The organism is Mesorhizobium yinganensis, assembly GCF_040081985.1.
GTDB classification, from domain to species: Bacteria; Pseudomonadota; Alphaproteobacteria; order Rhizobiales; family Rhizobiaceae; genus Kumtagia; species Kumtagia yinganensis.
This window is the reverse complement of sequence record NZ_JBEBMH010000009.1, coordinates 221,917-247,582: the sequence shown is the minus strand read 5'-3', so window position 1 is coordinate 247,582 and position 25,666 is coordinate 221,917. Positions and strand designations below refer to the sequence as shown.

At 62.3% G+C, this 25,666-nt stretch carries 23 protein-coding genes and 1 tRNA gene; 2 read left to right on the top strand and 22 right to left on the bottom strand.

Annotated elements, in window-relative coordinates; all coding sequences use genetic code 11:
• The 13 genes from ABMA59_RS18555 to ABMA59_RS18495 all read right to left on the bottom strand — a co-directional run.
• Positions 1-133, bottom strand: a 133-nt coding sequence (locus tag ABMA59_RS18555) for a transposase (protein ID WP_349006656.1), incomplete at its 3' end; no start/stop codon positions are given.
• Positions 134-245: 112 nt separating this feature from the next.
• Positions 246-584: a hypothetical protein gene (locus tag ABMA59_RS18550; protein WP_349006860.1), complete on the bottom strand. Its 339-nt coding sequence runs from the start codon at positions 582-584 to the stop codon at positions 246-248.
• Between the two features lie 8 nt (positions 585-592).
• Positions 593-1,144 (bottom strand): hypothetical protein, encoded by a 552-nt coding sequence (locus ABMA59_RS18545; RefSeq protein ID WP_349006859.1) that lies wholly within the window; start codon positions 1,142-1,144, stop codon positions 593-595.
• A gap of 2 nt (positions 1,145-1,146) precedes the next feature.
• Positions 1,147-1,869, bottom strand: a complete 723-nt coding sequence (locus ABMA59_RS18540; protein ID WP_349006858.1) for a hypothetical protein — start codon at positions 1,867-1,869, stop codon at positions 1,147-1,149.
• A 2-nt stretch (positions 1,870-1,871) separates the two neighbouring features.
• Positions 1,872-2,240 carry a hypothetical protein gene (locus ABMA59_RS18535; RefSeq protein ID WP_349006857.1) on the bottom strand — a complete coding sequence of 123 codons (369 nt, stop codon included), beginning with the start codon at positions 2,238-2,240 and terminating at the stop codon, positions 1,872-1,874.
• Positions 2,237-2,629: a hypothetical protein gene (locus tag ABMA59_RS18530; protein ID WP_349006856.1), complete on the bottom strand. Its 393-nt coding sequence runs from the start codon at positions 2,627-2,629 to the stop codon at positions 2,237-2,239. The genes ABMA59_RS18535 and ABMA59_RS18530 overlap by 4 nt, the downstream gene beginning before the upstream one ends.
• A gap of 26 nt (positions 2,630-2,655) precedes the next feature.
• On the bottom strand, positions 2,656-4,071 hold the full coding sequence (locus ABMA59_RS18525; protein ID WP_349006855.1) for a hypothetical protein: 1,416 nt from the start codon (positions 4,069-4,071) through the stop codon (positions 2,656-2,658).
• A complete protein-coding gene (locus ABMA59_RS18520) occupies positions 4,068-4,373 on the bottom strand; it encodes a hypothetical protein (protein WP_349006854.1) in 306 nt (101 codons plus the stop codon). The genes ABMA59_RS18525 and ABMA59_RS18520 overlap by 4 nt, the downstream gene beginning before the upstream one ends.
• Before the next feature lie 630 nt (positions 4,374-5,003).
• Complete coding sequence (locus tag ABMA59_RS18515; protein ID WP_349006853.1) at positions 5,004-6,197, bottom strand: DUF5906 domain-containing protein; 1,194 nt, start codon at positions 6,195-6,197, stop codon at positions 5,004-5,006.
• A gap of 59 nt (positions 6,198-6,256) precedes the next feature.
• A complete protein-coding gene (locus ABMA59_RS18510) occupies positions 6,257-7,441 on the bottom strand; it encodes a DNA-primase RepB domain-containing protein (protein ID WP_349006852.1) in 1,185 nt (394 codons plus the stop codon).
• 157 nt (positions 7,442-7,598) lie between these two features.
• Positions 7,599-7,796, bottom strand: a complete 198-nt coding sequence (locus ABMA59_RS18505; protein WP_349006851.1) for a DNA-binding protein — start codon at positions 7,794-7,796, stop codon at positions 7,599-7,601.
• 387 nt (positions 7,797-8,183) lie between these two features.
• Positions 8,184-8,257, bottom strand: a tRNA-Gln gene (locus ABMA59_RS18500).
• Positions 8,258-8,516: 259 nt separating this feature from the next.
• Complete coding sequence (locus tag ABMA59_RS18495; protein WP_349006850.1) at positions 8,517-11,678, bottom strand: hypothetical protein; 3,162 nt, start codon at positions 11,676-11,678, stop codon at positions 8,517-8,519.
• A 516-nt stretch (positions 11,679-12,194) separates the two neighbouring features.
• On the opposite strand from ABMA59_RS18495, the gene ABMA59_RS18490 reads away from it, so the two are divergent.
• Positions 12,195-12,956, top strand: a complete 762-nt coding sequence (locus tag ABMA59_RS18490) for a phosphodiesterase (RefSeq protein ID WP_349006849.1) — start codon at positions 12,195-12,197, stop codon at positions 12,954-12,956.
• A 6-nt stretch (positions 12,957-12,962) separates the two neighbouring features.
• On the opposite strand, the gene ABMA59_RS18485 is transcribed toward ABMA59_RS18490, so the two are convergent.
• The 5 genes from ABMA59_RS18485 to ABMA59_RS18465 form a co-directional block, all read right to left on the bottom strand.
• Positions 12,963-14,201, bottom strand: a complete 1,239-nt coding sequence (locus tag ABMA59_RS18485) for an MFS transporter (protein WP_349006848.1) — start codon at positions 14,199-14,201, stop codon at positions 12,963-12,965.
• Positions 14,202-14,305: 104 nt separating this feature from the next.
• Positions 14,306-15,139, bottom strand: a complete 834-nt coding sequence (locus tag ABMA59_RS18480) for a DUF6030 family protein (protein WP_349006847.1) — start codon at positions 15,137-15,139, stop codon at positions 14,306-14,308.
• 361 nt (positions 15,140-15,500) lie between these two features.
• Complete coding sequence (locus tag ABMA59_RS18475) at positions 15,501-16,469, bottom strand: substrate-binding domain-containing protein (RefSeq protein ID WP_349006846.1); 969 nt, start codon at positions 16,467-16,469, stop codon at positions 15,501-15,503.
• A complete protein-coding gene (locus ABMA59_RS18470; protein ID WP_349006845.1) occupies positions 16,466-17,782 on the bottom strand; it encodes an ABC transporter permease in 1,317 nt (438 codons plus the stop codon). The genes ABMA59_RS18475 and ABMA59_RS18470 overlap by 4 nt, the downstream gene beginning before the upstream one ends.
• Positions 17,779-19,371 carry a sugar ABC transporter ATP-binding protein gene (locus ABMA59_RS18465; protein ID WP_349006844.1) on the bottom strand — a complete coding sequence of 531 codons (1,593 nt, stop codon included), beginning with the start codon at positions 19,369-19,371 and terminating at the stop codon, positions 17,779-17,781. The genes ABMA59_RS18470 and ABMA59_RS18465 overlap by 4 nt, the downstream gene beginning before the upstream one ends.
• Before the next feature lie 238 nt (positions 19,372-19,609).
• Here ABMA59_RS18465 and ABMA59_RS18460 point away from each other — a divergent pair, with 238 nt between their 5' ends.
• Positions 19,610-20,608, top strand: coding sequence for a LacI family DNA-binding transcriptional regulator (locus ABMA59_RS18460; protein WP_349006873.1), 999 nt, complete (start codon positions 19,610-19,612; stop codon positions 20,606-20,608).
• A gap of 94 nt (positions 20,609-20,702) precedes the next feature.
• On the opposite strand, the gene ABMA59_RS18455 is transcribed toward ABMA59_RS18460, so the two are convergent.
• The 4 genes from ABMA59_RS18455 to ABMA59_RS18440 all read right to left on the bottom strand — a co-directional run bounded on the left by ABMA59_RS18455 (position 20,703) and on the right by ABMA59_RS18440 (position 25,329).
• A complete protein-coding gene (locus ABMA59_RS18455; protein ID WP_349006843.1) occupies positions 20,703-21,686 on the bottom strand; it encodes a threo-3-hydroxy-L-aspartate ammonia-lyase in 984 nt (327 codons plus the stop codon).
• Between the two features lie 140 nt (positions 21,687-21,826).
• Entirely contained in the window at positions 21,827-22,402 is a 576-nt protein-coding gene (locus ABMA59_RS18450) for a DUF1349 domain-containing protein (protein ID WP_349006842.1), read from the bottom strand.
• 75 nt (positions 22,403-22,477) lie between these two features.
• Positions 22,478-23,893 carry a mannose-1-phosphate guanylyltransferase/mannose-6-phosphate isomerase gene (locus tag ABMA59_RS18445; protein ID WP_349006841.1) on the bottom strand — a complete coding sequence of 472 codons (1,416 nt, stop codon included), beginning with the start codon at positions 23,891-23,893 and terminating at the stop codon, positions 22,478-22,480.
• Positions 23,890-25,329: a phosphohexomutase domain-containing protein gene (locus tag ABMA59_RS18440; protein ID WP_349006840.1), complete on the bottom strand. Its 1,440-nt coding sequence runs from the start codon at positions 25,327-25,329 to the stop codon at positions 23,890-23,892. Before ABMA59_RS18440 ends, ABMA59_RS18445 begins: the two co-directional genes overlap by 4 nt.
• Positions 25,330-25,666: the final 337 nt, after the last annotated feature.

Here is a 25,666-nt window from a genome sequence, read left to right as displayed (position 1 = left end):
ACTTCGCCTTGAACTTGTAGAAGGTCGCAGCCGAGATGCCGTGCTTGCGGCAGACATCCGCCGTCTTCGCACCGGCCTCCTGCTCCTTCAGCATCCCGATGATCTGTTCTTCCGTGAACCTCGAAGGTCGCATCATCCGTCTCCATGATCGACGGACTCTACCCAAATCTGGAGGAAGTTCAGGGTCTCAGGTCACTGCCAAGCGAGACAACAGTGACTATTTCGTTACCATGCACAGGGAAAAGTCACGAAACTGCCCCGTTCCGCTGACGCTGTAGCGCCTCGCGATACCGATTGCGATCACCGTATATTTTGGCTTTCTGCTCGTTGTAGAGCCGCTCCAGCTTGTTGAAGTATTTGGGGTCCATAAGCTGCCGGTAGGCGGTCTCAATGTCCTTGAGCCGCTTCCACCGCTGCAAGTCGCACGTCTCCAAGAGGTGGTCGTGCGCGTATTCGATCTTCTTGAGGCGGACTATCTCAGCTTCCAGCGCCCGCAGCTTCGTCAGCGCTTGCTTGAGCGTGTTTTCGGGCATCAAGGCAAACCGGCCTGAAAAGCGGATAAGGGACTCCGGCGAGTCGTCCACGGACCGGCCTACCTGCGCTGACGAAGCTGGGCCATAAGGTTCGAAAAGTAGCCGGGTTCCGGCGCAGCCCTCTTAGGCCGGTATCCTGTCCCCTCCTCGCTTTCGAGAAAGGACTCGACCAGCCCAGGGAGGGATTGGAGGCCGACCACGGTTTCGGCGTAAATTACCGCCTCGTCCTCGTAGCCCTGTTCGATCTGAAATTCATGCTTCTCCTGCAATATGCTGGCCGCGCCTCGGACCAAAGCTGAAGGCACATTAGCATTCGCTAACTCAGCGTTGAGCGCAGTACTGACTCGCTCGTTGTGACGGGCGAGCTTGGAGGCCGCTATCTTCGCGTCGAGTTTGGCGATGTTCTCCACCGCCTGGCGCTCAATGGTCTCGATCTCCGCGACAAGCGGCTTCAGCTCGGCCCAAACGTGCTGCTTAAGGCGGAAGGGTTTGGGGCCGCCGCCGTGCGGCTCATACCAGTCGCGGTGGCTTTCGGGGATATCGTCAATGTTGGCGACGTGGCGCGGCGCGGCGAACGAGCCGTCTGGAAAAAAGATCGCGTTCCTGTCCATCTTTACGCTCCTGATCCTGCCTGTAGGGCGGCGGCGGCTTCTTCGCGCTGGCGCACGCCAGCAGCAGCGAGTTGAGCGGACGGGCTGTCGGCCGCTTCCTTGATGAACGCGAAGAAGAGTGAGCCAGCCCGCTCGGCCGCGCTGATCGCCTTGCCCAGCGTCTCAATGCGCTTCACGTCAGCAGGGAACTGCTCACGCTGATAACGCGCCCTGATTAGGCCCAGCTTGGCTTCGCCAATCCCACTTAGGAAGGCTGGCCCGTTTAGCACGGCAGCGATCACGGAAAGGTTCTGGGTCACAAACGCATTCGCGATGGCGTCGTCGCGCTCCTTTTCCGGCATGCGAGCGAGAGCGGCCCGGATTTCTCCTGCGACATGCAAGCCCGCCAAATCCTTCGGGGCTGGCGGAGCGGCAATCCGCCGTTCCACCGACGCGACTTCCGCCTTTGCCCGCTGCAATGCACTATCGACCTGCTTTGCTACGCGCTCGCCGGTCTTCAAAGCCTGCTGGGCAACATGGAGGACGCTGGCTTCCGGCGTCAGAGTCCGGTCAGCGTAGGCAGCCTTCTCGAAATTGACGAGCGCCGTCCCTTCCTCGCGTGCAGCCTTCACGGCACCGGCAAGGGCAACGACGATAGGGTCCGCGATTTGGCCGGTCTGTCTATCGCGCTCCGCGAAATGCTCCACCGTCTCCTCGCTGATTGAGGGGGAAAGCTTCAAGGCCATCGTCATTCTCCGTTCATCTTGTTTTCCAGAACTAATTGCCAGAAAGGCACCCGCGAGATGCCTGCGGGAATGGCCAACGCACCACCGCCGCGCAGGGGTTTCGTCCTGGCGTCCAACATCACGTGAGCGACCCATGAATCGAAGTCGGTGCTGACCACGCTTCCGGGTAGGCCGTTCACGATGACACGCTCACCTTCCTCGAAAGATGGCGAATCCACTTTGTCGAGGCCGATGGTCTCCTGCGTGAAGCTCGTTCTGACGCCGTTGGCTGCTTGATGGATAATTCGCGCCATCGACTCGGAGTGGTAAAGCGCCGCGACGACCCAGTGCTTGTCATCGTGCAGAACGACGTCTCCGATGAAAATGCTCATTGCAGTTCCACCTCCCTTGCCGGCCTAATTTCGGCGGTGAGCAGGTTGAGAGGGCGAACGGAATGAGCGGAAAGCTGCAACAGACCCAGCATCCACTTCTGAACAACGTCCTTCATCCCGTCTTCGTCAAAGCGAAGATCGGCCCACATCCCCCGCACCTCATTCAGACGCCACGCCAGACCATTGTTGCTGAAGAGGCTTCCCGGCTCGAAATGGTTGGAGCCCTGCGGAAACACCTCGCTCTCGGGCACGAGGCAATAAATCAGGTCATCGGCATCGGTATCCGGGTCGATGACATGCCGCACGAGAAACAGGTGTCGCTCGTCACCCAGAACAGGGAAGGCACCGCCGGGGATAATCAGCGCTACGCACCAGATGCGCTTGCCCATTGCAACGAAGTCGCCGGGGATTATCATCACACCCTCACAGTATAGGTCCGCGTGACCGCCCTAATCTGATGCCGGCTAACCATCGTCACCACCCCGGCAACCGAATTGGCGAGATCGTCATGTCCGCCCGGGCCGTGGTCGATACTTTCGCGACCGCCACGTGCGACACGCCGCTCCAAGCCAACCAGTTGGTTGACCAGCTTCTGGATGTCCAAAAGGTCGACTGACTGAGCGTTCAAGACCGGCAACAGCTCGGTGTAGAGCTGCGAGCGCGTAAGCTCTGCCGTGCGGTACTCGATACTGCGCTTGCGAAACTGTTCGCGCGGCCACTCGCCGGCGTACCGGTCCCCTTCGACGCGGGATATCCCGTACTGCTTGAGGAACTTCGCGAACTCGTTTACCACATCTTCGGGGGAGAACGGCGGCGTCCGCTCTAGTATGGCGTCAAGGAGGATCAGATTGCCCTCCTTGTGGGCGACGGCGAGCGTCATGCTATCAGCCGAGCCACCCGAGGGATCGACAAAGCCGAAGTAACTTCCAAACCGATCCCGTTCCGGTGGGCGCAGTTTCATGTCGGTTCGTATGCAGGCTTCAACCGTGTCGAGGTTCACGAAAGCTTCGATATCCTCGCGCCACTCGGCCCCGTATTCGGCTCTCGCGCTGGCAGCATCGCGCTCCATGGCTTCTTCAACGATCCGCTTGGAAAGGGTTGGATTCATCGCGAGCGTTGGCGCACGCCACACGAGAGGCGCACCGTCCTTGCCCCAATGGCGCTTCCAAGCATCGAACAATGCGCCGCGCCGTGCATAGGGCGACGAGGCACACAGCATCACGCTACTGGGAATCGTGGCCAGTCCCGGGCGAACCGCGTCCAGGATTTCGAAGTCTGGATTGGCCGAGTCATCGCCGGTCCGCCAGAACGCCAGTTCGTCACCGATAACGGCGGCGAAGGTGTAGCCGCGCGTCGAACGGAACGACGCCGTTCCCACTTCGATTGTCACGCTGTTGCGGAGATCGAAGCTTTCGGCCTTCGGCTCGCCCATCAACATCTTCGACAGAAGCGGGATGCGCGTCAGCATAGCCGTGATGTATCTGATGATGATACGTGCCTGCTTCCGGTCGGCAGCTATGACGAGGATCGTCGCCCTTTCGCCGGGTGCAAGGTATTCGCGATAGGAACGGAAGCACGCGAGATAGACGGCGCATAGCGCCATGAAGAAGGATTTCCCACCCCTCCGCCCGACCACAAGCCAGGCTTCGTTGAAGGGTTGGCGGGGTGCTTCGCTCCGGCCGGTGAACTGGCGGAAGATGGCAAGCTGCTGGTCGTCCATCGGCAGCGCGAACAACGCGGCGAGGAAGGTGAACCATGCTGAGTACGTCGCCGGGTTCCTGAACCAAGGGGCGAACAGCTTCGGGTCAGCGCACGCTTGCAGGATGTTCATCGCCCATTCCTGCTTGCGGCGTCCGCAGCTATGTACTGATCGAGGGTGGGCGTGATGTCGTGAGACTTGCGGTCAAGCCCTATCGACTCAAGATTGCGGCGTAGGGTGTTAGACAGGCGCTGGTGCAAGTCCAACGAGCGGTCGGCAGCTTCGCCATCCTGCGCGAATTGCGCTTCCAGCTTCTCGATGGCGACTGTCTGCGTGCCGATCCGGCGGATAATTGACTTCTGCGCCTCGCTTAACGCGTCCTCCCCGCCAAGATCAGAAGTGTGCTGAGCAATAACATCGTAGAGCCGTCGCACCCAAATGGACCGTCCGTCAACATTCGGAAGAACTGCATTCCCGTTTGTCACGCGACTGCGAGCGAAAGGCTCTCGTACGGTGTTGGATGCGCGTGACATATGCTTTTGCGTGACGATCCGGCGGCTAGTTGCACTGATGCAATACTTGCGCACAGCATAGGGCGGCGTGCAACATGAGTGCAACAGATAAAAATAAACGCTGCAATTACAATCGCTTAGCGCCTAACTAACGGACATAAAATCCGTTAGTATATTGCAAAGGATATACTTGATGGGCGGCGCAGGAAAAGCGCGGTAGTTTCGTCGGTTTGTCTCATGGGGATTATGCAGGGGTGACCGGCCGAACCTTTGTAGAAAGGGCGCCACCTACGTGCAAAGGTGGCGCCCTGAAAAGTGTAGCAAATACAGTGCTTTGCCTCACCTCCGTCACCTACCTCACGTTTTTTCGCACAACTCGCGGGGACGCTACAAGCCCGCCACGCCGCCAGCCGCGAAACGCGCTGCTGCTATATACTGAAATAGGTGGCTAAGGTGGCGTAGGTGAGGCAGCGCCTTGTTTTTGCTGCACTTTTCAAGGCGCCACCTTGTGCGCAAGGTGAGGTAGTTTCTCCCGGAGGTGAGGCCGTCTCCTCAGAACGGCATGTCCTCGTCACCCATCCTTTGCTTCGCCTCCTCATAGCTTGCGTCGCGTTGCGCGCGCTGCTGCTCCTCGTATTCCTCATCCTCCTCCATTGAGGGCACCCACTCTTCAGGGCCATGCCATGGAATGGATCCATTGAGGTGCTTGCCGATTGCCTTCCGACACTCATCAAGTGGAGGGAACTGGTAGATGGTGCCCCGCTTGGTGCCGCCGTCCTCGCCACGAGGATAGCTACCCTCCCTATTCCTGAGGTATGGCTTGCAATCCTTGAGCCATTTCCTCAGCTTTATCCCAAGCATCGTTTGGACAGACTTGTGATACTTGCCCGTCTTCCCGGCATGCTGGGTGTAGGCGTCGAAAATCCACTCAGCTGGACATTCATTCAACGAGAGATATTTGTTGCCACTTCCGGGCAAGCGCCCCGCATCCAGCAGATCGATAAACCACGCGAGTTCGCTATCGTTTGAGCGAAGCTTCTGCTCCATCAACTCTTCCGTTTGCGGAATGTCGTTTCGCGGATGCCAGTCGCCTAACTCCATGTTGAGAAGATCGTACAACATTGCCTCGCGACCACCGTTTTCCATCTGATCGAACAGGGCTTTGAAGTAGGCGCGATCACCCACACGCTGGGGCGATACACGGAATATCGCCAGCCGCCGCGCAGTAGGGCCTGCTGGAGCCACCCAATCGTTGTTGCTGGTGCATATGATGTGGCTGCAATTGGGAACGAAATAGATATCGATCCCCTTCGGCTGAACGGCGAAATATGGCTCCGTGATGATGCCCTTGTAGGCACCTTCGTCTGCCTTGTTTCCTGGCCAGTGACCCTCATCCACATAGACAAGCGATGCCCGTTGTAGGTGAGCGTTGAAGTCGCCCGTCAACTGCTTCGGCTTGTCGATGCGGACACCGTGTATGCCCATCCCGAAGATTTCGACCATCGAGTTTGCTAACACGCCCTTGCCCGAACCCTCCTCCTCAGATTTGAGGATGAGCATCACCTCCGCCCGTTTGCTTGGATTCTGAACCGCCCACGCCAACCACCGTGTGATGTACGAGGCGTGGATGGCGTTATTGCTGGCGAGTATCGTGTGGATGTGGCTTTGCATCAGCCGCCAATCACCCTGCACCGGCTTCACACCAAAACCCTGCCAGAGGTTCAGAAGCGGTGATGTGTCCGTCACCGCGCCTTTCGGCCCAGCTTTGAAGTCGATCCCTTTGTACTGGCGACGATCACGTTGCTTCAGCCACCAACTTCCCTTGCCGGTAGGCTTTCCCTTGCCGCCACCAACCGAATATGGTCATGCAGATTCTTGAATGCACCGAAGCTGTAGTGCACCAAGTTCCTGCCGCCCGTCGCATCAACCTTGAACGTGCCGACAACCACCTCTCCGCCAAGCTCGATGACGAAATACTCGGCGTTCATCTCCTCAAGGAGGCTTTGCGTGGAGACGCCGAACCACTCCGCGATCTGATTGGCGACCTTGTCCCCGAAGATTTCTCGCATCTTCGGCAAGCCCGGCACCTTTGCGCTAGGCTTGTTCAGATTGGCGATAGCATCCCGAACGGCGCGAACACGGTCGTCCACTTCATCGTCGCCTGCCCGCTCCGCAATCGACCTGATGAGCGTTGGTGCGCCTTCGGCGGCTTCACCACCGATCCGTCCAAAGAATCCACCCAGCGCACCCGCCGCAGCATGGCGAAGCTTGCTACCATTCTCCGGCCAGTGCTGGACGAGGAGTGCACGCGCATCATCAATCACTGCCTGCGATACCGGTTCCGGACTGTCGCCCCTCGGTTGAGGGAGGTTCGTAGCAGGTACCAGCCGCCGGAACTGTTGGGCGTCATAGTTCGCCAGCGCCCACTGTTTGTAGATGCTCACCCGCTGAGGCGGACCCTTCTTGTGATAGAATCCGGGTAGGCGCATGACGCGAGGCAAATCAGTTACGGTCTTGTCGGCGTTGAAGAGCTTGATCAAGGCTGCCTGCACGCCCCCAAATTCGTCAAGCGCCATCCCCTCAACGCGCCAGTACGCGTGCCATTTCCCCTCCGAAGTTCCAACGATTATATGGGGGGTGCAGACGTATCGTTCGACCGGCTCAAGCGGAGCACCGTCAAGGTCCACGAACACCGCTCGGACGCGAATAATGTCAGCGCTAGTCCGGCCCTCACCGTTGGTTTCGTTCACCGTGACAAATATCCCGGCCCCTTTCCGGTTCAGGTCTTTCAGCGTTTCGACATGCTGATCCAACGAGCCATGCAGGACCGTAGCCAGGCGCTTGTTTCCTCGCTTCTTGCCATCTGCTGACATCACGTCATCAAAGGTCTGAAACGTGAAGTTGCAAGCATCTGGATCGAGGGCGTTAAGGAATTGCCTTGCTTCTTCAATATCAAAGTCGAGGTCTAGCGGCTTTTCGTGAATAGACATCCCGCAACTCCTTGCAATTTAAGGTTGTTGCAGGTATAGTTGTGGGAGGTTCCTACGGTTGATTTCTGCGACGCCGTAAGACCTGTTCGGAGCATCATTGCCATTGCCTCGGCCGCCATTCCTGTATCAGGGGATTGGCGGCCTTTTTCTTGGATGGTCATGCTGCCTCCACCTCGAAAAATTTGCGGAGGGCATGACGGGAGACGCACCACCGGCCACAGACCTTCTTGGCGCCCTTGATGTGTCCCTTCTCAAGCATGTGCTGGGTGATTCGCAGCTTGCGCCCGAGTTCGCGCGCAATGGCTTCGCCACCCCAAATCAGTTCGAGGTCATTATCAGTTTTTGAGTCGTCCATCCGATCGCTCCAATGGCTAAGCGCCATCGAGCGGCATGGTACGGAGAATCAGAGGATGCGACAGGACGGCGCGGCTAACGCTTGAGGCCCCGTTTGGCTACGGGACAGGCCTAGCCAGCAATCGCTGACGGACCAATATGCCTGTGAATCCTGTCTACAGCGCTAGTACAGCACACAACGCAACGTTCCGCAAGGCGCTGTAATGCAACGTATTTTTGTCATCAATGAGTGCGCGCCGTGTTGCATTTCATGTTGCATGGACGCGCTTGCCCCACATTGCGTTCCCTTACATTACAAGGGGTTAGCTTGCAGCACGATGCAACATGAAAAAGGCCCCGAAATCATCTCGGAGCCTTCGTAACTGCTTGAATTTGCTATGGAAAAGTTTGGCTGGGGAACCTGGATTCGAACCAGGACTAACGGAGTCAGAGTCCGTGGGTCTACCGTTAACCTATTCCCCAGCAGCGGTTCGCCGAAGGCCGCGACCGGTTCCGCCGAAGCGGAATGGGCTGCGTTGTATTCGTCGCGGCGAAAGAGTCAAGCCCGCAAACGGATCGCAATTCGATCCTGTCACCAGCTTTCGCGTCAACCGCGCGGCCGGCAAGGTATGGCAGGCCATTGCCGGCCGCACCGCCGGCGCGGTGCTTCACGTCAACCGCGCGGCCCGCAGCGTATGGCGGGCCATGGCCGGCCGTACCGTCGGCGCGGTGTATTGAAAGACTACTCCGCCGCGACCGCGTCGTAGCCGCCGTCGTCATTGGCATGGGCCGATTCGATCGCGCGGCGGGCGAGAACGACGACGTTCGGGTCGCCTTCGGCCAGATACCGCTCGATGTCGTCGCGGAACCACCATGGCGGATAGACGACGCGGTTGGTGATCTGGCGCGCGTGGTAGCGGTAGTCGCGCGACATGTGGTCGCTGCTCATGAAATAGATCCACGCGGCGGCGCGTTCCTTCAGATCCTTCGCCGCCGAGATGCGCTGCGAGAAGCGCAGCATGCGGCGGAAATGCAGGCGGCTCTTCGGCACGACGTGACCGATCGGATAATCGATCGGAGCGAAGTGTCCGGCCAGGACGCATGGGATTCCCAGCAGGCCGAGCTCGGCGGCGCTGGTGCCGTTGTAGATCACGCCGATGTCGATCATGCCGTCGAGGTCCTGAAGGTCCAGCCAGCGGTGGCCGAGGACCATGACGTTGTCGGGAATGTCGACCTCGATCAGGTCGGAGAAGGTTTCCGTCAGGAAAACGCCGATGTCGTGGCGCATCTCGTGCGGATGCGGCTTGATGAGCAGCAGGGTGTTGCTGCCGCGCACCGATTCGATGGCGTGGTTCAGCCAGTCCTTCATGTTGACGTGGGCCGGGCCGCCGTCGAAGGGCACTGCGGAATCGCACACGACCTTGCCGAACAGGCAGGCGACCTTGCCGCCCTGCTTGCGCCAGCCGACGATGCGGTCCAGCGCCTGCTGCGCTTCCGGCAGGCGCTCCGTCTGGCCGCCGGTCGTGCGCCGCGTCAGAGCGACTTCCTGCACCGCCTGCAGCATCTCCGGCCCGCGATGCCTGTTCTCCTGATAGAATTTCAGGAATTCGCTCGGGATGGGGAAGCTCGCGGTGCGAAGCTCGCGGTGCAGCGTGATGTTGCGCACCGTCGTCTTGGTCGAAACCGTGGAGGCGAAGTTGACGAAATAGTTCTGGTAGCCGTTTGCCGAATGGATGCAGAAGAATTTTTCGGGGTCGCCGAATTCTTCCAGATAGAAGCGCACGATCGCATCCGGCAGGCGCGATTGCTGCAACACCATGAAGCCGCAATCGACACCGGCGCTGACCACCGAGCGGTTGATGTTCTCCAGGATGATCGCCGTCAGCCGCGTCCATTCAGCCAGGCGGCCGAGGAACTTCTGCATGACCGGGCAGGTATAGTCGACATTGTAGCGCCGGCGGTTGATGGCCGCCTCTTCCCAGACGATGTGTTCGAGATTGATGTTCTTCCAGCGCAACTGGCCCTGCGCGACATTCGCCTCGAAGTCCTCGATCGGCTTCAGCAGCCGCTTCGCCTTGCGGTCGAATTCGCACTCAGGCGTCAGGCAGCCCAGGAAACGGTCGATCTGCGGGTTTCCGGTCTTCTCGAGAGGCAGCACGCCCTTGACCAGCGGGATGATCGCCCACCCCTTCTTCTTCATTTCCATCAGGACGACCAACGGAAACTTGCGCAACTGCTCGATGGAGCGCGGCGCGACGAAAATGACGCCCTCGGGCTGCTGCGGCTGGGCGACGCGGGAGAACCAGCTTGTCGATTCGGCCGCGAACTCCAGTTCGCCGACACGGCGAATGAGGCTCCAACTGCTTTTCGGATCGACGGAATGCGGCCGGCACAGCATCGATTCGTGGACCCGCTTGACCAGCGTCGTCGCCCGCTCGAACTGGCCGTCGCGCTGCAGGATGCGCGCGTATTGCAGGAAGGCCTTGGAGCGCTTTTCCTTCTCCGGAAGGCTTTTGACGAACTCATGCGCCATGTCGTAGCGCTGCGCGTTCAATGCCCACAGGAAGAAGTCGCGAACCTCGTGCTCTTTCTGCGGCTTGCGCGCAGCATCGGCCAGCAGGCGCGCGGTGACCGCCTCGTGCTTGGAGGCGTCCCCCTCGACCAGCGAAGCGGCGATCGACCAGAGGGCGGGAATGGCCCGCGGCTTCTCCGCCAGATAAAGCAGCGCCTTTTCGAACCGCGCGACGTCGCTCGGCAGGTCGAGTTCCCGCGAAATCTGCAACGCCGTACGTAGCTGGCGCGCCAGCGCCATGGAGCGGACGCCGGCCTTGTCGATATGCGTCTTGATCACCTTCTGGCTGGTGATCTCCAGCCATAGCGGACGGATCTGCTTGAAGCAGGCACGCGCCACGCGATGCGAGTCCTGATAGCTCGGGATGCGGCGGATGCCTTGCCGCAGCATGGCGTTGATCGCCTTGAACTTTCCGTTGAGGTCCTCGGCTTCGTCGAACTGGCGTTTGCAGACCTGGAGATAACGTTCGTGCTGCCGCCCTTGGATCAGCCGCTCGGCAAAGACGAACTTCTCGTCGCCGTCATCCTTCGCCGCGGGCTGCTGGTTTGCCGGCTCCGAAGAAGACACAGGATCGGCGGCCGGAACGGTCGCGGCGCTTGCGTCTTCATCCTCCGCCGATGCCCCCTCCTGCGAGGCCGCGGCGGCACCGGTGTCGTCCGAAGCGACGGCTGCCGTCTCATCGACGGCTCCGGCATCGTCCGAACCTTCCTCGCCGCCGCCGCTATAACCGTCGCCGCCATCGGCCCAGGTCATGTTGTCGCGCGAGATCTCGTCGACGATCCGCCACGTCTTGTTGAGGCTGTTGAAACGCCGCGTCTCTTCCGCGGTCGAATGGCCCGACGCCATCGCCTGCTGGCATTCCTGGATGGCCGCCATGACGATATCATGGGCTTCCTGGTAGCCGCCCGACTTCGCCAGCGTCGCCGCGTGGAGGTAGATGAGGAACGCGCTTCTGGGGTAGCGGGTGAGCACGTCGCGGGAAGCATCGCGGATCGTTTCCCGGCCTTCGTCGCTGATCAGCAGTTCGCCGATGCGTTTGCCTGCCACCGCGGGCGCGGTGGCGCGAATGGCCTCCATCTGGGCAAGGCCTTCGAGCATCACGCGGATGTCGTCGGGACCGGCTTTCTTCAGCCTGTTGGTCACGAGGCTGGTCGAGAAGACTTTCCGGGTCTTGGAAAGACCCAGCAGACGGATCGATGTGTCGACGAAGCGTTCGGTATTCGGCTTGTCGAAGGCTTTTTCGGCCAGATTCTGCGCTGTCTTGGTAAGGAAATCGCTGGTGCCCTGGCTCAGGCTCCGGGACAGTTTGGTCAGACCGGTGCGCGATGCCAAACGTTTGGATTGTTTCGCAATTTGCTTACGGATGACGCCCATGTTGAATGCAACCACTCTTGCCTGATCATTGCCGTTAGGCAGGTTTCGCTTTCGACAGTCAAACAATGCACTGCCCCGAAAAAGCGCGGCGCATCGCGTTCGGCGACACGTCGGTACCTTATATGATTTGCTTCCGCAAGGGTACTTGCACCCGCACTGCGAAAACTGTCGAAGACGATACGAAACCTGTCCGCGTGAGCCTGCAAACACTGCGACTTTAGCCTTCCGCACTGCAACATACCAGCCGGAAACGGCTCCGCTTGCAAACCGGCGTCTGGCCCGACATGAGGGATGGCCGCGCAGGTGCGACTCCCCGACCTGTGCCAGCGCGAGCCGGACCTGCCTGCGCCCCAAGATCGGTTGATGACGCCGGCGGCGCGGACGGGCTTCATGCCGGTCGACAAGACTCCCTCATTCCGATTGTCGAATCTCCGGGAAACCGCCACAACCGCCGCATCGATAGTGGAGTGCATCATGCTGAAACTGCTGCAGGTCTCCGACATTCACCTGGCGACGCCAGGGGAAGCGCTCTTCGGTTCGGACCCGCTGGCGCGGCTCGATGCCTGTATCGCCGACATCAATCGAAATCACGCCGACGCCGACCTCGTCGTGTTCAGCGGCGATCTCGCCAATGACGGCCTGCCGGAAGCCTATGCGGCGCTTAGGGAACGCCTGCCGACACTCGCTCTGCCCTACCGGCTCATGCTCGGCAATCACGACGACCGGGCGAACTTCCTGGCGGCATTTCCCGAGACTTCCACGGAAGGCGGCTTCGTGCAGGCAAGCGTCGACCTAAAGGGCACGCGGCTGATCCTGCTCGACACGCTGGAGACCGGGCTGGTCGAGGGCAGGCTCGGCGGCGGCCGGCTTGAGTGGCTGGACCGAAAGCTTGGCGAGGCGGAAGGCCGTCCGGCGCTGGTCTTCACCCACCATCCGCCGGTCGACATCTATATGCCCGCGCTCGACAGATGCAGGCTCATGGACAGCGAGGCGCTGCTTGGCGTGCTGCGAAAGCACGGCAATGTGCGCCACATCTTCGCGGGCCATGTGCACCGGCCGGTCTGCGGCAGTTGGCACGGCATTCCGTTCAGCTCACTGCGCGGCACCAACCACCAGTCGGCGCCAGTCTTCGCCGGCAAACACAGGGTCAATCTCGAGCCGCCAGCCTATGCCATCATTTTTGTCAGCGAAGGCAGCATCGTCGTGCACTACCACGACTTCCTATACAGCGATTGAACGGCCTCAACCGGCAGCCACGACCGGGCGGGTCGACTTCCACAACAGCAGCGTCATCACCGTCACATTGAGCAGGTTCCAGGCAATGCCGTTGAGGAACGCCGCGGCGTAGGAACCGGTTATGTCGTAGATCCAGCCGGACATCCAGCCGCCCAGCGCCATGCCGATGATCGTCGCCATGATGACGATGCCGACCCGCCTGCCTGCCTCGGATGCCGGCATATACTCGCGCACCACGATGGCGTAGCAGGGCACGATCCCGCCCTGCGACAATCCGAACACGGCTGAAACAACATAGAGCGAGGCGAGCCCGTCGAAAGGGATGTAGAGCAGCAGCGAGAGGCCCTGCAGCACCGAGCCGATGAGGATCGTCTTTATCCCGCCGATCCGGTCGGCGACGAAACCGGACGCCATGCGACTGATGATGCCGGCCGCGAGCATGATCGACAGCATTTCGGAGCCCCGCGCGACGCCGTAGCCCAAATCCATGCAGTAAGCGACGATGTGGACCTGCGGCATCGACATGGCAACGCAGCAGGCGAGGCCGGCGACGACGAGCAAGGCCTGCAATGCCGACGGAGAAACCGGAATCGGCCGGACCCGGCGGGCTCCCGGCGCGGCTCCTACGGCGGCATGCGACGGTGCTCCCCGCCGCAACAGGAACACCAGCGGAACCATGGTGACCAGGCAGAAGACGCCGACCGCCGCATAGGTGAAGCGCCAGCCCTCGGCCTCGATGCCGTAAGGCATGACGAGGGGCCAGAACGCCCCCGCCAAATAACTTCCGGCCGCGGCGGCGGAGACGGCAACACCGCGCCGGCGCTGGAACCAATGGGAAATGTCGGCGATCAGCGGACCGAACATAGCCGACGACCCGGCGCCGATCAGCACACCCTGGACAACGGCGAGCTGGGTAATGGACGTGGTCAGCGAGGCCAGCACAAAACCTCCGCCAAGCATCAGCGAGGTCAGCAGCGCCGGACGCCAGAAGCCGATGCTGTCGATCAGCCGGCCCACCACCACGTTGCCCAAGGCGAAGCCAAGCATGGTGGCGGTGTAGGGCAGCGATGCGTCCGCCCGGTCGACCCCGAACTCCGCCTGCACCGCCGGCAGCACGACAACCACCGCCCACATACCGGCATTGCCGATCGTGGCAAGCAGGACGCTGATGGCGAGCCGTGTCCAGGCGTAAGCGCCGTCAATGTCGGCCGCCTTATGCGGCTTATGCGTCTGGTCCACGTCCATGCGCGCTTCGCGTTCCGGATTCGGTTTTCGGCGATGATCGGGCCGATACCGCACGCGCGTCAGCGCCACGGCGCCCTTTCGACCACTCCAGGCAAGCGCAAACGTCAGTCGGCCTGGCGCAGGCGCGGTCCTTTGGCATCGCCGCCGGCGGCCGTCACACTGCTGTCGGCGACCGCGTCCGGAGACAGACCGAGACTCTCGATCTGGTAGAAGGAATAAGAACTTGGGCCGAACTCGATCGACAGATTGAAGCGCGTGATATCACCGAACTCGCGCTTCAAAGTATAGGTCGCATCGTGCAGGACCACCCTCGCCGGTTCTTTATCGTGGATCCCCCGCAGAATTTCAGGCGGTGCGGCGAGGCCAACCTGCTCGGAAAAAAAGCGAACGAATTCCTGTGCTTGCTCCAGCAGGGGGGCGCTGTTGCCGGGGTCGGGAAGGTTGATCTTCAGGCGTGCATTGCCGATGCGCTGGCCGCCTCGGCCGCGCAGCATGTAGAAAAGACTGTTGGAGCTTGTATCGACGATGTCGGCCTCGTCCGTGCGGGCGATGCAGGCCCAGCCGGTGCCGGCGACCTCGGCGGGTTTCCAGCCGAGATTGGCAAAGCCGGCGTTGTCGAGGTTCTCGCAGATGTGTTCGGGTTCCTTGCCGATCAGCGGCTGGAACGGATGCGGGCTATCGGCGCGCGCCGAAAGAAAACCCGGACGGAAACGCGCCGGCTCGGGCCTGGCGAGAATTGCCTTTGTTACCGTAACCGGTTGATCCGCAAGCACTTCCACCGGGCGCGACGGTTCAGGACGTGGCGCGGAATCGGGCATCATCGACACCATCGCCAAGATGGGCAGAACAAGCGCAAGACCCATCAACGGCAGAAGGATCGCCCGCGTTCTGGTCGACCGCGCGTCCCTCCCCCCGGCAATTTCGGGTTCGTTCGGCATGTCCCTTTTTCGTTCCTTGCACGGCCTCAACCGCCGCACCGGTCAGGATGCGGCGTCAAACAAGCTTCCGTCAGCTTGCCCTAATTATCGCTAAAGCTTTTGCAAGGGAAACAAGGCGTTGGCGCGGCAACGCCGAAGCGCGGCGGGCGGCGGCCGCCAGCGCGGCAAGTCCGCAAGATGAAGCAATTTCAGAGGCTTGCCTGAAAAGGCTGGGATATGGAACGCATTTGTCCTGACGCGGGCCCCTCGCGGGCTTGCCGAAACCCGCGAATTCGGGCGTTTTGCCGCAAGGGGACCGGCGGCGAGCGTGCCGCCATCAGGCGGAGACCGGGCGGCGTCGCCACCGCCCGGCTGACGAAAGTTACAGGCCCTTTTCCTTGAGGATCGCTTCGGCGTTCTCGGAGGTCACCTTCTCGGTCGGCAGCACGATGGTCTTTTCGACCTTCTCGCCGTTCAGGTGCTTTATCGCCTGGCGCAGGCCCTCGGCGCCGGGCGTGGCATAGAGGAAAGTGGCGGTGAGTTCGCCATTCTTCACCCAGGTCACGCCTTCGGCCGGGAGCGCGTCGATGCCGATGAATTTGATCTCCTTCTCGCGGCCGACGTCCTTGGCGGCGAGGTAGGCGCCATAGGCCATCGGGTCGTTGTGGCCATAGACAAGATCGATCTTCTCGTTGTTCTTCAGCGCATTGGCCATGATGTTGTAGGCCTGGTCCTGCTTCCAGTCGCCGGACTGCTGGTCGAGCAGGTTCTTGATGCCCGGCTCCTTGTCGGTGAACTCGTGGAAGCCGTCATGGCGGTCATGCGCGGGCTGCGTGCCCATGCCGCCCCAGATCTCGACGACGTTGCCCGTCGCCTTGCCGGTGCCGCCCAGCACCTCCACGGCATATTCTCCGGCCGCGCGGCCGATCAGCTTGTTATCGCCGCCGACGAACTGCGTGTACTGGTCGGTGTCGACGTTGCGGTCGAGCACGAACACCGGGATCTTCGCGTCGATCGCCTGCTGGACGACGCCGGTCAGGCCGGCCGATTCCTTCGGCGAGACCAGCAGCGCGTCGACTTCCTGGCGGATCAGGTTCTCGACGTCGGCGACCTGTTTTTCGGTCTTGTCCTCGCCGTCGGTGATGATCAGTTCGACCTCCGGATGCTTGGCGGCCTCGGCGATGATGTCCTTGTTGAACTGGGCGCGCCACGGCTCGATGGTGGTCGCCTGGGAAAAGCCGATCTTCCATTTCTTGTCCTGCGCGAAGGCGTCGCCGCTTCCGGCAAGCATGGTGCCCGACACGAGCACGGCGGACAGGGCGGCAAGTCTGAACAGGTCGCGACGTTTCATTTGGTGTTTCCTCCGATGTTTTGCGTTGCTGTTTCTTGCGGCGGCAGCTTTCGCGCTGCCGCGTCCTTTTGCACCGGCCGGCGGGCTGGCAGGCGCAGAAAGCCGAGGAGATCGGCAGCGTTGCGCTCCTGAACGAGCACGGTGCCGATGATGATCAGGCCCTTCAGCACGAGTTGAAGGTTCGAGTTGATGTTGTGGAGCTGCAGGATGTTGGAGAGCAGGCCGAAGATCAGCACGCCGCAGAAGGTGCCGGCCATCGAGCCGCGTCCGCCCATCAGGCTGGTGCCGCCGATGACGACGGCGGCGATGGCGTCGAGCTCCAGCCCGGCGCCGGCGTCCGGCTTGCCCTGCCGGTACTGCGCGACATAGAGCACCGCGGCGATGCCGGCGAGCAGCCCCGAGACGGCATAGGTGACGATCTTGACCTTGCCGGCCTCGATGCCGGACAGCCGCGCCGCCTCCTCATTGCCGCCGATGGCATAGACGTAGCGGCCGAAGGGTGTGAAGCGCAGCACAGCCGCGTAGATCACCAGCACCGCGATGAAGAAGATGCCGGGCATCGGCACCACGCCGAACAGCAGCGAACGCAGATTGTCGAACTCGGCGACGGCGTTGGAGCCGGTGTAGACGGGCAAGACGGCATTGTTCTGGCCGGCCGTCAGCCGGGCGATACCGAGCGCGGTCACCATCATGGCAAGGGTGACGATGAAGGGTTGCAGCCGGCCGCCGACGATCAGCAGGCCGTTGATGGCACCGAAGCATAGGCCGACGCAGGGCGCGACGATCAGCACGCCGAGCACGCCGAATTTGGTGGTGACCTGCGGCAGCAGGAACCAGATCAGCAGGCCGGCGAGCGCCGCGCCGACGGCGAGCGGGATGACGAGGCCGCGCATCGTGTCCAGCGTCAGGTCACGGCCGACCGCCGAGCCGGCCCGCGCCTTCTCAATGTTGGAAAAGACGAAGCGGACGACCGAAAAGCCGATCACCAAGGCGACGATGCCCGCCATCGGCAATCCCATTGCCGCCGCGGGCGTGTCGCCCTCGACGGTGAGCAGCATGGCGGTAACGACCGAGCAGATCGCCATCAGCGAGCCGACCGACAGGTCGATGCCTCCGGTGATGATGACGGCGGTCATGCCCGTGGCGATCAGGCCGGTGATCGACACCTGGCGCAGCACGTCGAGCAGATTGCCGTAGGACAGGAAAATGTTGTTGCCCTTGGAACTGACCGGCGAGGTCAGCACGCCGATCAGGAAGATCGCAATCAGGCCCCAATAGAGCTTTGTACGGGACAGGAAGCGCAGCGCGGTCATGCGGCGGTCTTCCCGCGAATGCCGCCATAGGGTGCGGCAAGCTGCATGAAACGTTCCTCGCTCGCCTCGGCGCGGCTCATCGTGCCGGTCTGTCGGCCCTCGGCCATCACCAGGATTCGGTCCGACAGGAGCAGGAGTTCCGGAAGCTCGGAACTGACGACGACGATCGCCAGCCCCTCCTCCCGCGCCAGCCGGAAGACGAGGTCATAGATCTCGCGCTTGGCGCCGACATCGATGCCGCGCGTCGGCTCGTCGAGCAGCAGGATGCGCGGACGGGTGGCCAGCCATTTGCCGATGACCACCTTCTGCTGGTTGCCGCCGGAAAGCGTGCCGGCAAGCTGACTTGTGCCGCTGCAGCGGATGCCGAGCGTATCCACGGCTTGCCGCGCCAGTTCGCCTTCCGCTGGGAAGGACCGGATGCCGAACCGCGACAGGCGGCCAACCAGCGGCAGTGCGACATTGTCGGTGATCGACGATTGCAGATGCAGACCCTGCGATTTCCGGTCCTCTGTGACCAGCGCGATGCCGAGCCGCCGCGCGTCCAGGGGCGAGCGGATGTCGACCGCCTCGCCCAACAGCCGGATTTCGCCGCCGACCGTGCCGATAGCCGAGCCGAAGATCGATTCCAGGATTTCAGTACGGCCGGAACCGAGAAGGCCGCCAATGCCGAGGATTTCGCCCTGGCTGAGATCGAAGCTGACGCCGCGAAGAACCTCGCGCCAGCCGCGCCGATGCGGCTTGGACAGCGTCAGTTCCTTGACGGACAGCACCGCCTTTCCAGGACTCTGTTCCGCGCCAGCGGTGGCCAGCAGATTGCGGCCGACCATAGCGGCGATGATGCGGTCCTCGTCGAGGTCGGCGATGTCGCGCGTCAGCACATGGCGGCCATCCCGGAACACGGTGACGCGGTCGGCAAGGTGCATGACCTCGTCGATGCGGTGCGAGATGTAGACGATGGCGACGCCGCCCGCGGCCAATTGGCGGACGATCTTGAACAGCCTCTCGCATTCGGCAGGCGACAGCGCCGAGGTCGGTTCGTCCATGATTAGGATGCGTGCCGACAGCGACAGCGCCTTGGCGATCTCGACAAGCTGCTGCTCGCCGACGCGCAGGCCTCCGACCCGAGCGTCCGGATCGAGCTGGATACCCAGCCTTGCTAGCAGGTCCTGCGCGGCGGCGCGCGAGGCCTTGCGGTCGATGATCAGCCCGGCAACGCGCGGCTCGCGGCCGAGAAAAATGTTGTCGGCGACCGAAAGCTCGGGGACGAGATTGAGTTCCTGATGGATGATGGCGATGCCTTCGGCTTCCGCCTGCCGCACATTGGCAAAATGCACCGGCCGGCCGTCGACGGCGATCTCGCCGTCATAGGCGGCGTAAACGCCCGACAGGATCTTCATCAGCGTCGACTTGCCGGCGCCGTTCTCGCCCATCAGCGCATGGACCTCGCCGGCGCGAAGCTCGAAGCCGACATCGGTGAGCGCGGCAATGCCGCCAAACTGTTTGCTGATGCCGGATGCAACCAGCACCGGACGGTGTTTACCGCCCGCGTTCGAATTGCCGGGTGCGGCTGGAAACGGCTCTCCAGTCATAACAACGGTGGCCTCCCTTCCACGTCGTCATCCCACTGTCGGAAGCTAATCTAAACGTTTCGGGATTGTCAATCCAAGCCATGCTCATCGACCGACAACAGCGGACAATGCTGCACCGCACACAGCCAAATGCTTGCAAAACAGTCAGAAATTGCCTAGTTGTCCCCAAATTGGCATCTCGAAACGTTTCAAGAAAATGAGCGAATCCCGCCGCCGCAGACGATCGGACGCGCCGACGATGATCGATGTCGCGGAGGCGGCCGGCGTGTCGGTCGCCAGCGTTTCCGCCGTGGTCAACGGCAACGCGGTCGTCAGCCCGGAATTGAAGGCACGCATCGAGCGGGTGATCGGCGACATCGGCTACAAGCGCAATGCCATCGCCCGCAGCCTTAAGATGGGCACAACGCACACGATCGGCCTGACCGTGCCGCACATCACCAATCCGTTCTTCACCGACGTCGTGTCCGTCATCCAGCAGGCGTTCGACCGCGCCGGTTATGCCGTGATGCTGTTCTGCACCGACGAGGACTTGCACAACCAGGACGAACAGATCCGGCTTCTGCTCGACCGCATGGTGGATGGCCTGATCGTGGCGCGCGTCGGCGACGGGGCGAGTTTCAAGAAGGTGATCGAGGGCAGCGGCGTGCCGATCGTTTTGATCGACCGCACCTGCGAGGGGATCGAGGCCGACGCGGTGGTGCTGGACAACCAGCGCGCGGTGTTCGACGCGATCGGCTACCTGATCGGTCTCGGCCACCGCCGTATCGGCTATATCTCGGGATCGCTCGACACGTCGCCCATCCACGACCGGCGGCTGGGTTATGATCAGGCGCTGCGGGCAGCGGGCCTGCCGGTCGTCGAAGACCTGGTGCGCATCGGCGACTTCCGCGAGGCCGGGGGATACAGGGCGGCGATGCAACTCCTTTCAGTGGCCGACCGGCCGACGGCCATCTTCTCCGCCAACAATCCGATGGTGATCGGCGCGATGAAGGCCATCCGCGACCTCGGCCTCGCCTGTCCACAGGACGTCTCGGTCGCCTGCTTCGACGATTTTCCCTGGGCAGACGTCTTTCAGCCGCAACTCACCACCGTCGCGCAGCCGGTGCGCGCCATAGGCGAGCAGGCTGCGGAACTGCTGCTCGACCGGCTCGGCGCCAACCGCAACGCGCCGCCGCGCAAGATCGTGCTTCAGGGCAGGCTGATCGTGCGCAATTCCTGCGCGGCGAGGATCGGGTGAAGGTTTCGCAGCGGCCCGTTGGAGCCTGCGATGCGTGTTCCGGAGTTTTGCCGTTGGCGGGTGGCAGCAGTTCGCATCCGTAAACCGACTGGGTTCATCCGCCTCGCAGCAGGGAATTGAACTTTTCGAGGTCGATATTTCCGCCGCTCAACAGGACGCCTACCCGCTTGCCGGCACTGGCAATCGTTCCCGACAAGACCGCGGCCGCGGCGAGGCATCCGGTCGGCTCGACCAGGATTTTCATGCGTTCGGCGAAAAAACGCATGGTCTCCACCAGTTGGGCATCGGTGACCGTGACGATGTCGTCGACGCAGCGCTGCAGGATCGGAAAATTGTGCTGCCCGACATGGGTAACGAGCGCACCGTCCGCGATGGACTTCGGCACCGGAATGCGGACGATCTCGCCCTTGCGCAGCGATTGCTGTCCGTCATTGCCGGCCTCGGGTTCGACGCCGATGACGGTGCAATTCGGGGACAATGCGCGGGCACTGAGCGCGCTGCCGGCAAGCAGGCCGCCGCCGCCCAGCGGGACGACGAGCACGTCGATTTCCCCGACCTCTTCGATCAGTTCAAGCGCGGCTGTGCCTTGCCCGGCAATCACATCCGGATGGTCATAGGGCGGAATGAGCGCCGCGCCCCGCTCCGCCGCCAAGCGCCGGCTTATCGCCTCGCGGTCTTCCGTGTAGCGGTCATAGAAGACGACATCGGCTCCATAACCCCTGGTGGCCGCCACTTTCACCTCGGGCGCGTCCTTCGGCATGACAATCGTGGCCCCGACGCCTTGCAGGTTTGCGGCATAAGCCACGGCCTGGGCATGATTGCCTGACGAATAGGCCACGACGCTTCTTTGTGAGGCGGAATCCAGCCCGGCGATGGCGTTGAAAGCACCGCGGAATTTGAAGGCGCCGGCCCTTTGGAGGTTCTCGGCCTTGAAGGAGAGAGTCGCGCCCGTCCTTTGGTCCGCGGTGCGCGAAGTCAGGACCGGCGTGCGATGCGCCGCGCCGGAAATCCGAAGGCTTGCGGCCTTGACGTCTTCGAATGTCGGGATGCGCAACAAGTCGGACATTTGGTTGTTCATGAGGAATTCCGCAAGCTCTTGTGCCGTTCGGTCACGATGGGATCGGGCAACGGCCGCAAACTAACACGGCGCCAAGTCTTCTACGAGCCGACCCGTGGAACTTGGTTCGCGCCAGCCCGCCGCGATGGTACCCCACCCGCTCAATCGTCGTGCAGCTTGCGCGGGATCGCAGGCCCGACCTCGATAGCGCGGAACCGGGCGCGAAAGCCTTCGCGTTCGGGCGAGCAGGCCATCACGCCAACGGAAGCGTCGGCATCGGAGAACGGTGCGAGCCGTGCCATTTGCCAGGGAGAGCCGTCGATGGAAAATTGGACGCGGACCACATCGTCGTGACGGGTCAGGCGCACGCGGACCTCGCTTTCGCGCGTGGCGCCGGGCAGCGGGATCATCGACCAGTCGGATATTTCGCGCGTCACCACCACGCTGAAATGCATAAGCTTGTCGGTGAATTCGATGCCGGTCTTGATCCAGTTGCGCTCGTCGACGCGCAGCATCAGGCCCGCCTGGTCGTAGAGTTCCTCGTAGGCGCCGACGACAGTGGCGGAGGCAGTGAAATCGCCGGAAACCGGGCGGAGCCAGGCATGACCGTTGTCGCGGACGAAACCGTAGAAGGTCTCTCGCCAGAAGTCGGTCGCCTCACCCGTCGCCAGGCTGAGATCGGCAGCATCGCCCTGCCATGAGGCAGGCTCGTTGATCCAACTGTAGGTGCCGGTCACAACTCTCCTCCCCGTCGCTTCGCCTGGATATCCCTGAAAACAGACCGGCCACGGAAAGCGTTTGCCGGATTCCGGTCAGCTCCGGCCATACACATCGTCGAAGCGGACGATATCGTCCTCGCCGAGATAGTCGCCGGTCTGCACCTCGATCATGACGAGGCCCAATATGCCGGGATTTTCCAGCCGGTGCTTCGTGCCGGACGGAATGTAGGTGGACTGGTTGGTGGCGAGCAGCTTTTCCGTCTCGCCATTGACCACCCGCGCAGTGCCGGAAACGACCACCCAGTGTTCGGAGCGGTGGTGGTGCATCTGCAAGCTGAGGCGGCCGCCCGGCTTGACCTCGATGCGCTTGATCTTGAAACGCTCGCCGTCCTCCAGCACCGTGTAGGTTCCCCAGGGGCGGTGGACGGTGCGATGCAGCTTCGTCGATTCGTGGCCCTCGGCCTTCAGCCGGTTGAACAGCGCCTTGACCTGCTGCGCGTCGTCGCGGTGGGCGACCAGCAGCGCATCGGCGGTGTCGACGATGATCATGTCCTCGACGCCGACGGCGCCGATCAGGCGGTCGCCGCCGCTGATGATCGAGTTCTTCGTGTCGACCAGCGCGACTTCGCCCACCGTGTGGTTGCCGAATTCGTCGCCGGGCAAGAGGTCGGCGAAGGCGGTCCAGGAGCCGATGTCGCTCCAGCCGATGTCGCATGGCACGACCGAGACGTTGTCAGCCTTCTCGAGCACGGCGTAGTCGATGGATTCCTTGCGGACTGTCGAGAAAATCGCCTTGTCCAGTTCGATCTGGACGACGCCGGTGCCCGACGCCTGCCGGGCAGCTTTCAGAGCGTCGCGGCAGCCCTGCAAGATGTCGGCGGCGTGCCTTTCCAGCAGATCGAGCATGGTGGCGGCGGTGAAGCAGAACATGCCGGCGTTCCAGAAGAAACGGCCGCTGGCGAGATAGTTTTCGGCCGTTGCCAGGTCCGGCTTTTCGACGAAGCGGATGACGTCGGTGCCGTCAGCCTCGATGTAACCATAGCCGGTTTCGGGCCGCGTCGGACGGATGCCGAAGGTGACGAGCCGGCCCTGCCGCGCCAGCGTGGCCGCCTGCTCGACCGCGGCGACGAAGGCCGCCACGTCCGCGACCATGTGGTCGGCGGGCAGCACGCACATGACCGCCTCGCGGCCGTGCGCCTGCTCGACCGCCAGCGTCGCCGCGGCGATCGCAGCCGCCGTCTCGCGTCCCTCCGGCTCCAGCAGATAGGTCAGGCCCGGCGGCGTCAGGCCGGTGTCGCGGTATTCGTCCTCGCTGGCGAACAGCAACTCTCGGTTGGTGACCGTCACGAGATCGGCCACTCCCGGGATCGCCATGGCGCGGCGGAAAGCGTGCTGGAGAAGCGACTGCCCGTCGCCGACATCGATCAGCGGTTTCGGATGGCTTTCGCGTGACAACGGCCAAAGCCGCGCGCCGGCGCCGCCGCTGATGATCACTGAAACGATGCTCAATCGCCTGCCCCGTTGTTGCCAGGGAACCGCTCGATCCTGGACAGCCCTGCCTGCAACAGGGCTGCCGCGCGCTCGCCGGTCGGCGCGGATGCGTAGCACCGCATTTCCGGAGCGTTGCCGGACGGCCGCAAATGGATCATGCTGCCATCCTCAAGATAGATCTGAATCCCGTCTATGTCCTCGACGCGGGACACTATGCCGACATCACTTAAGAAAACGCGGATGTTTTCCGTCGAAATGCGGAGCTTCGCCATCAGCCTGTCGCTGTCGGCGCGTGCGAAATTCTCGACGCGCCCGCTGACGCAGGCCGGCAGCGCCAGTTTCCCGACCAGATTCGACAGCGGCAGTTTTGCCGAATTGGCGGCCGAGAAGGCGCAGAGAATCGGAAGGATGCTGTCGCGGGTCGGCAGCGCGGCCAGGATGGAGCCGTTGACCTCGACGGGCGTGCCGAGCAGCAGCCCGCCATTCGCCTCGAAGCCGACGACGCGCTTGAACCCTTGCGCAACCGCCTTGTCCATCTCTTCCAGCACATAGGGCGAGCCGACTTTCGTACGGATGACTTCGAAGCCAAAACCAGCGGTGATTCCGGGGTTGGACGAGACCGGCGTCACCACGGCGTCCGCCTTGAGGAACAGCGACGCCACAAGGCCGAGCGCGTCGCCTCGGATGACACGGCCCGCCTCGTCGGTCATCAGGGGCCGGTCGCCGTCTCCGTCGGTCGAGACGATCGAGTCCAGACGATATTCCCGCGACCAGTTTTCCAGCCGCTCCGCTGTCGATGGCTCGATGGCCTCGGTGTCGACGGCGACGAACTCGCCGCTTTCACCCAGCGGCACGACCTCGGCCCCGAGCCAGGCGGCGAGGTCAGCCAATACGTCGCTGGCGACGGAGCTATGCCGGTAGACGCCGATGCGCCGGCCTTTCAGGATCGGATCGGCGAACACCGTCTTGTAGCGCGCGGCATAGGAACGCAGCGCCTCGCCGTCCGGCGGCGGCAGGTCCGGCAACGAGCCCAGCGCCGGCATGCCGGCATCGGGAAATTCATGGGCCAACGCGGCAATCGCGCGCTCGTCCGCCTTGTCGATCTCGCCGTCCGGCCGGTAGAATTTCAGGCCGTTGCGGTCCGGCGGGATGTGCGAGCCGGTCACCATCACCGCCGGTGCGCCCAGCGCCAACCCCTGGCATGCAAGCGCCGGCGTCGGCATGACGCCGCAAAAGACGGGATGAAGGCCAGCCTGGACAAGGGCCGCCAGCGACTGCCGCGTCAGGTCCGGACTGCTGTCGCGCCGGTCGCAGCCGACAAGAATCCTGCCGCCGCCAGCAATCCTGCCGCCGGAAATCAGACAGGAAGCGAAGGCCGCTACATGCGCATAAGCGGGGCCGGCCAGAAGGTCCGTGGCCAAGCCGCGAAGTCCGCTCGTGCCGAACGCAACCATTCCACCCCGCATTTCACGACGTCAGCGTATTTTCCGTCCAATTGATCGGGCCACGCCCCCTTGTCAATGGCGGGCGTTTGCTGCAACTATGCCGCGAACGATGGCTTCGTGTCTTAACAGTCCGGCGGACTCGCGATTCGCGGCCGCACTTTGCTGTGCAGTCATGGCCGCTATTTTTTTGTCGGATCGACGCAAGAAAACCATTATTGGATTCGAGTTGGGCCGCTGAATCGTCCGACTCACTTAAACAACAAGGACGGAAAGGCGGCGGCGACACGACCGTTCTTGAAGGGCTCGGTTAACGGTTTGAATGGAAACGCTTTCTCGAACGAGCTAC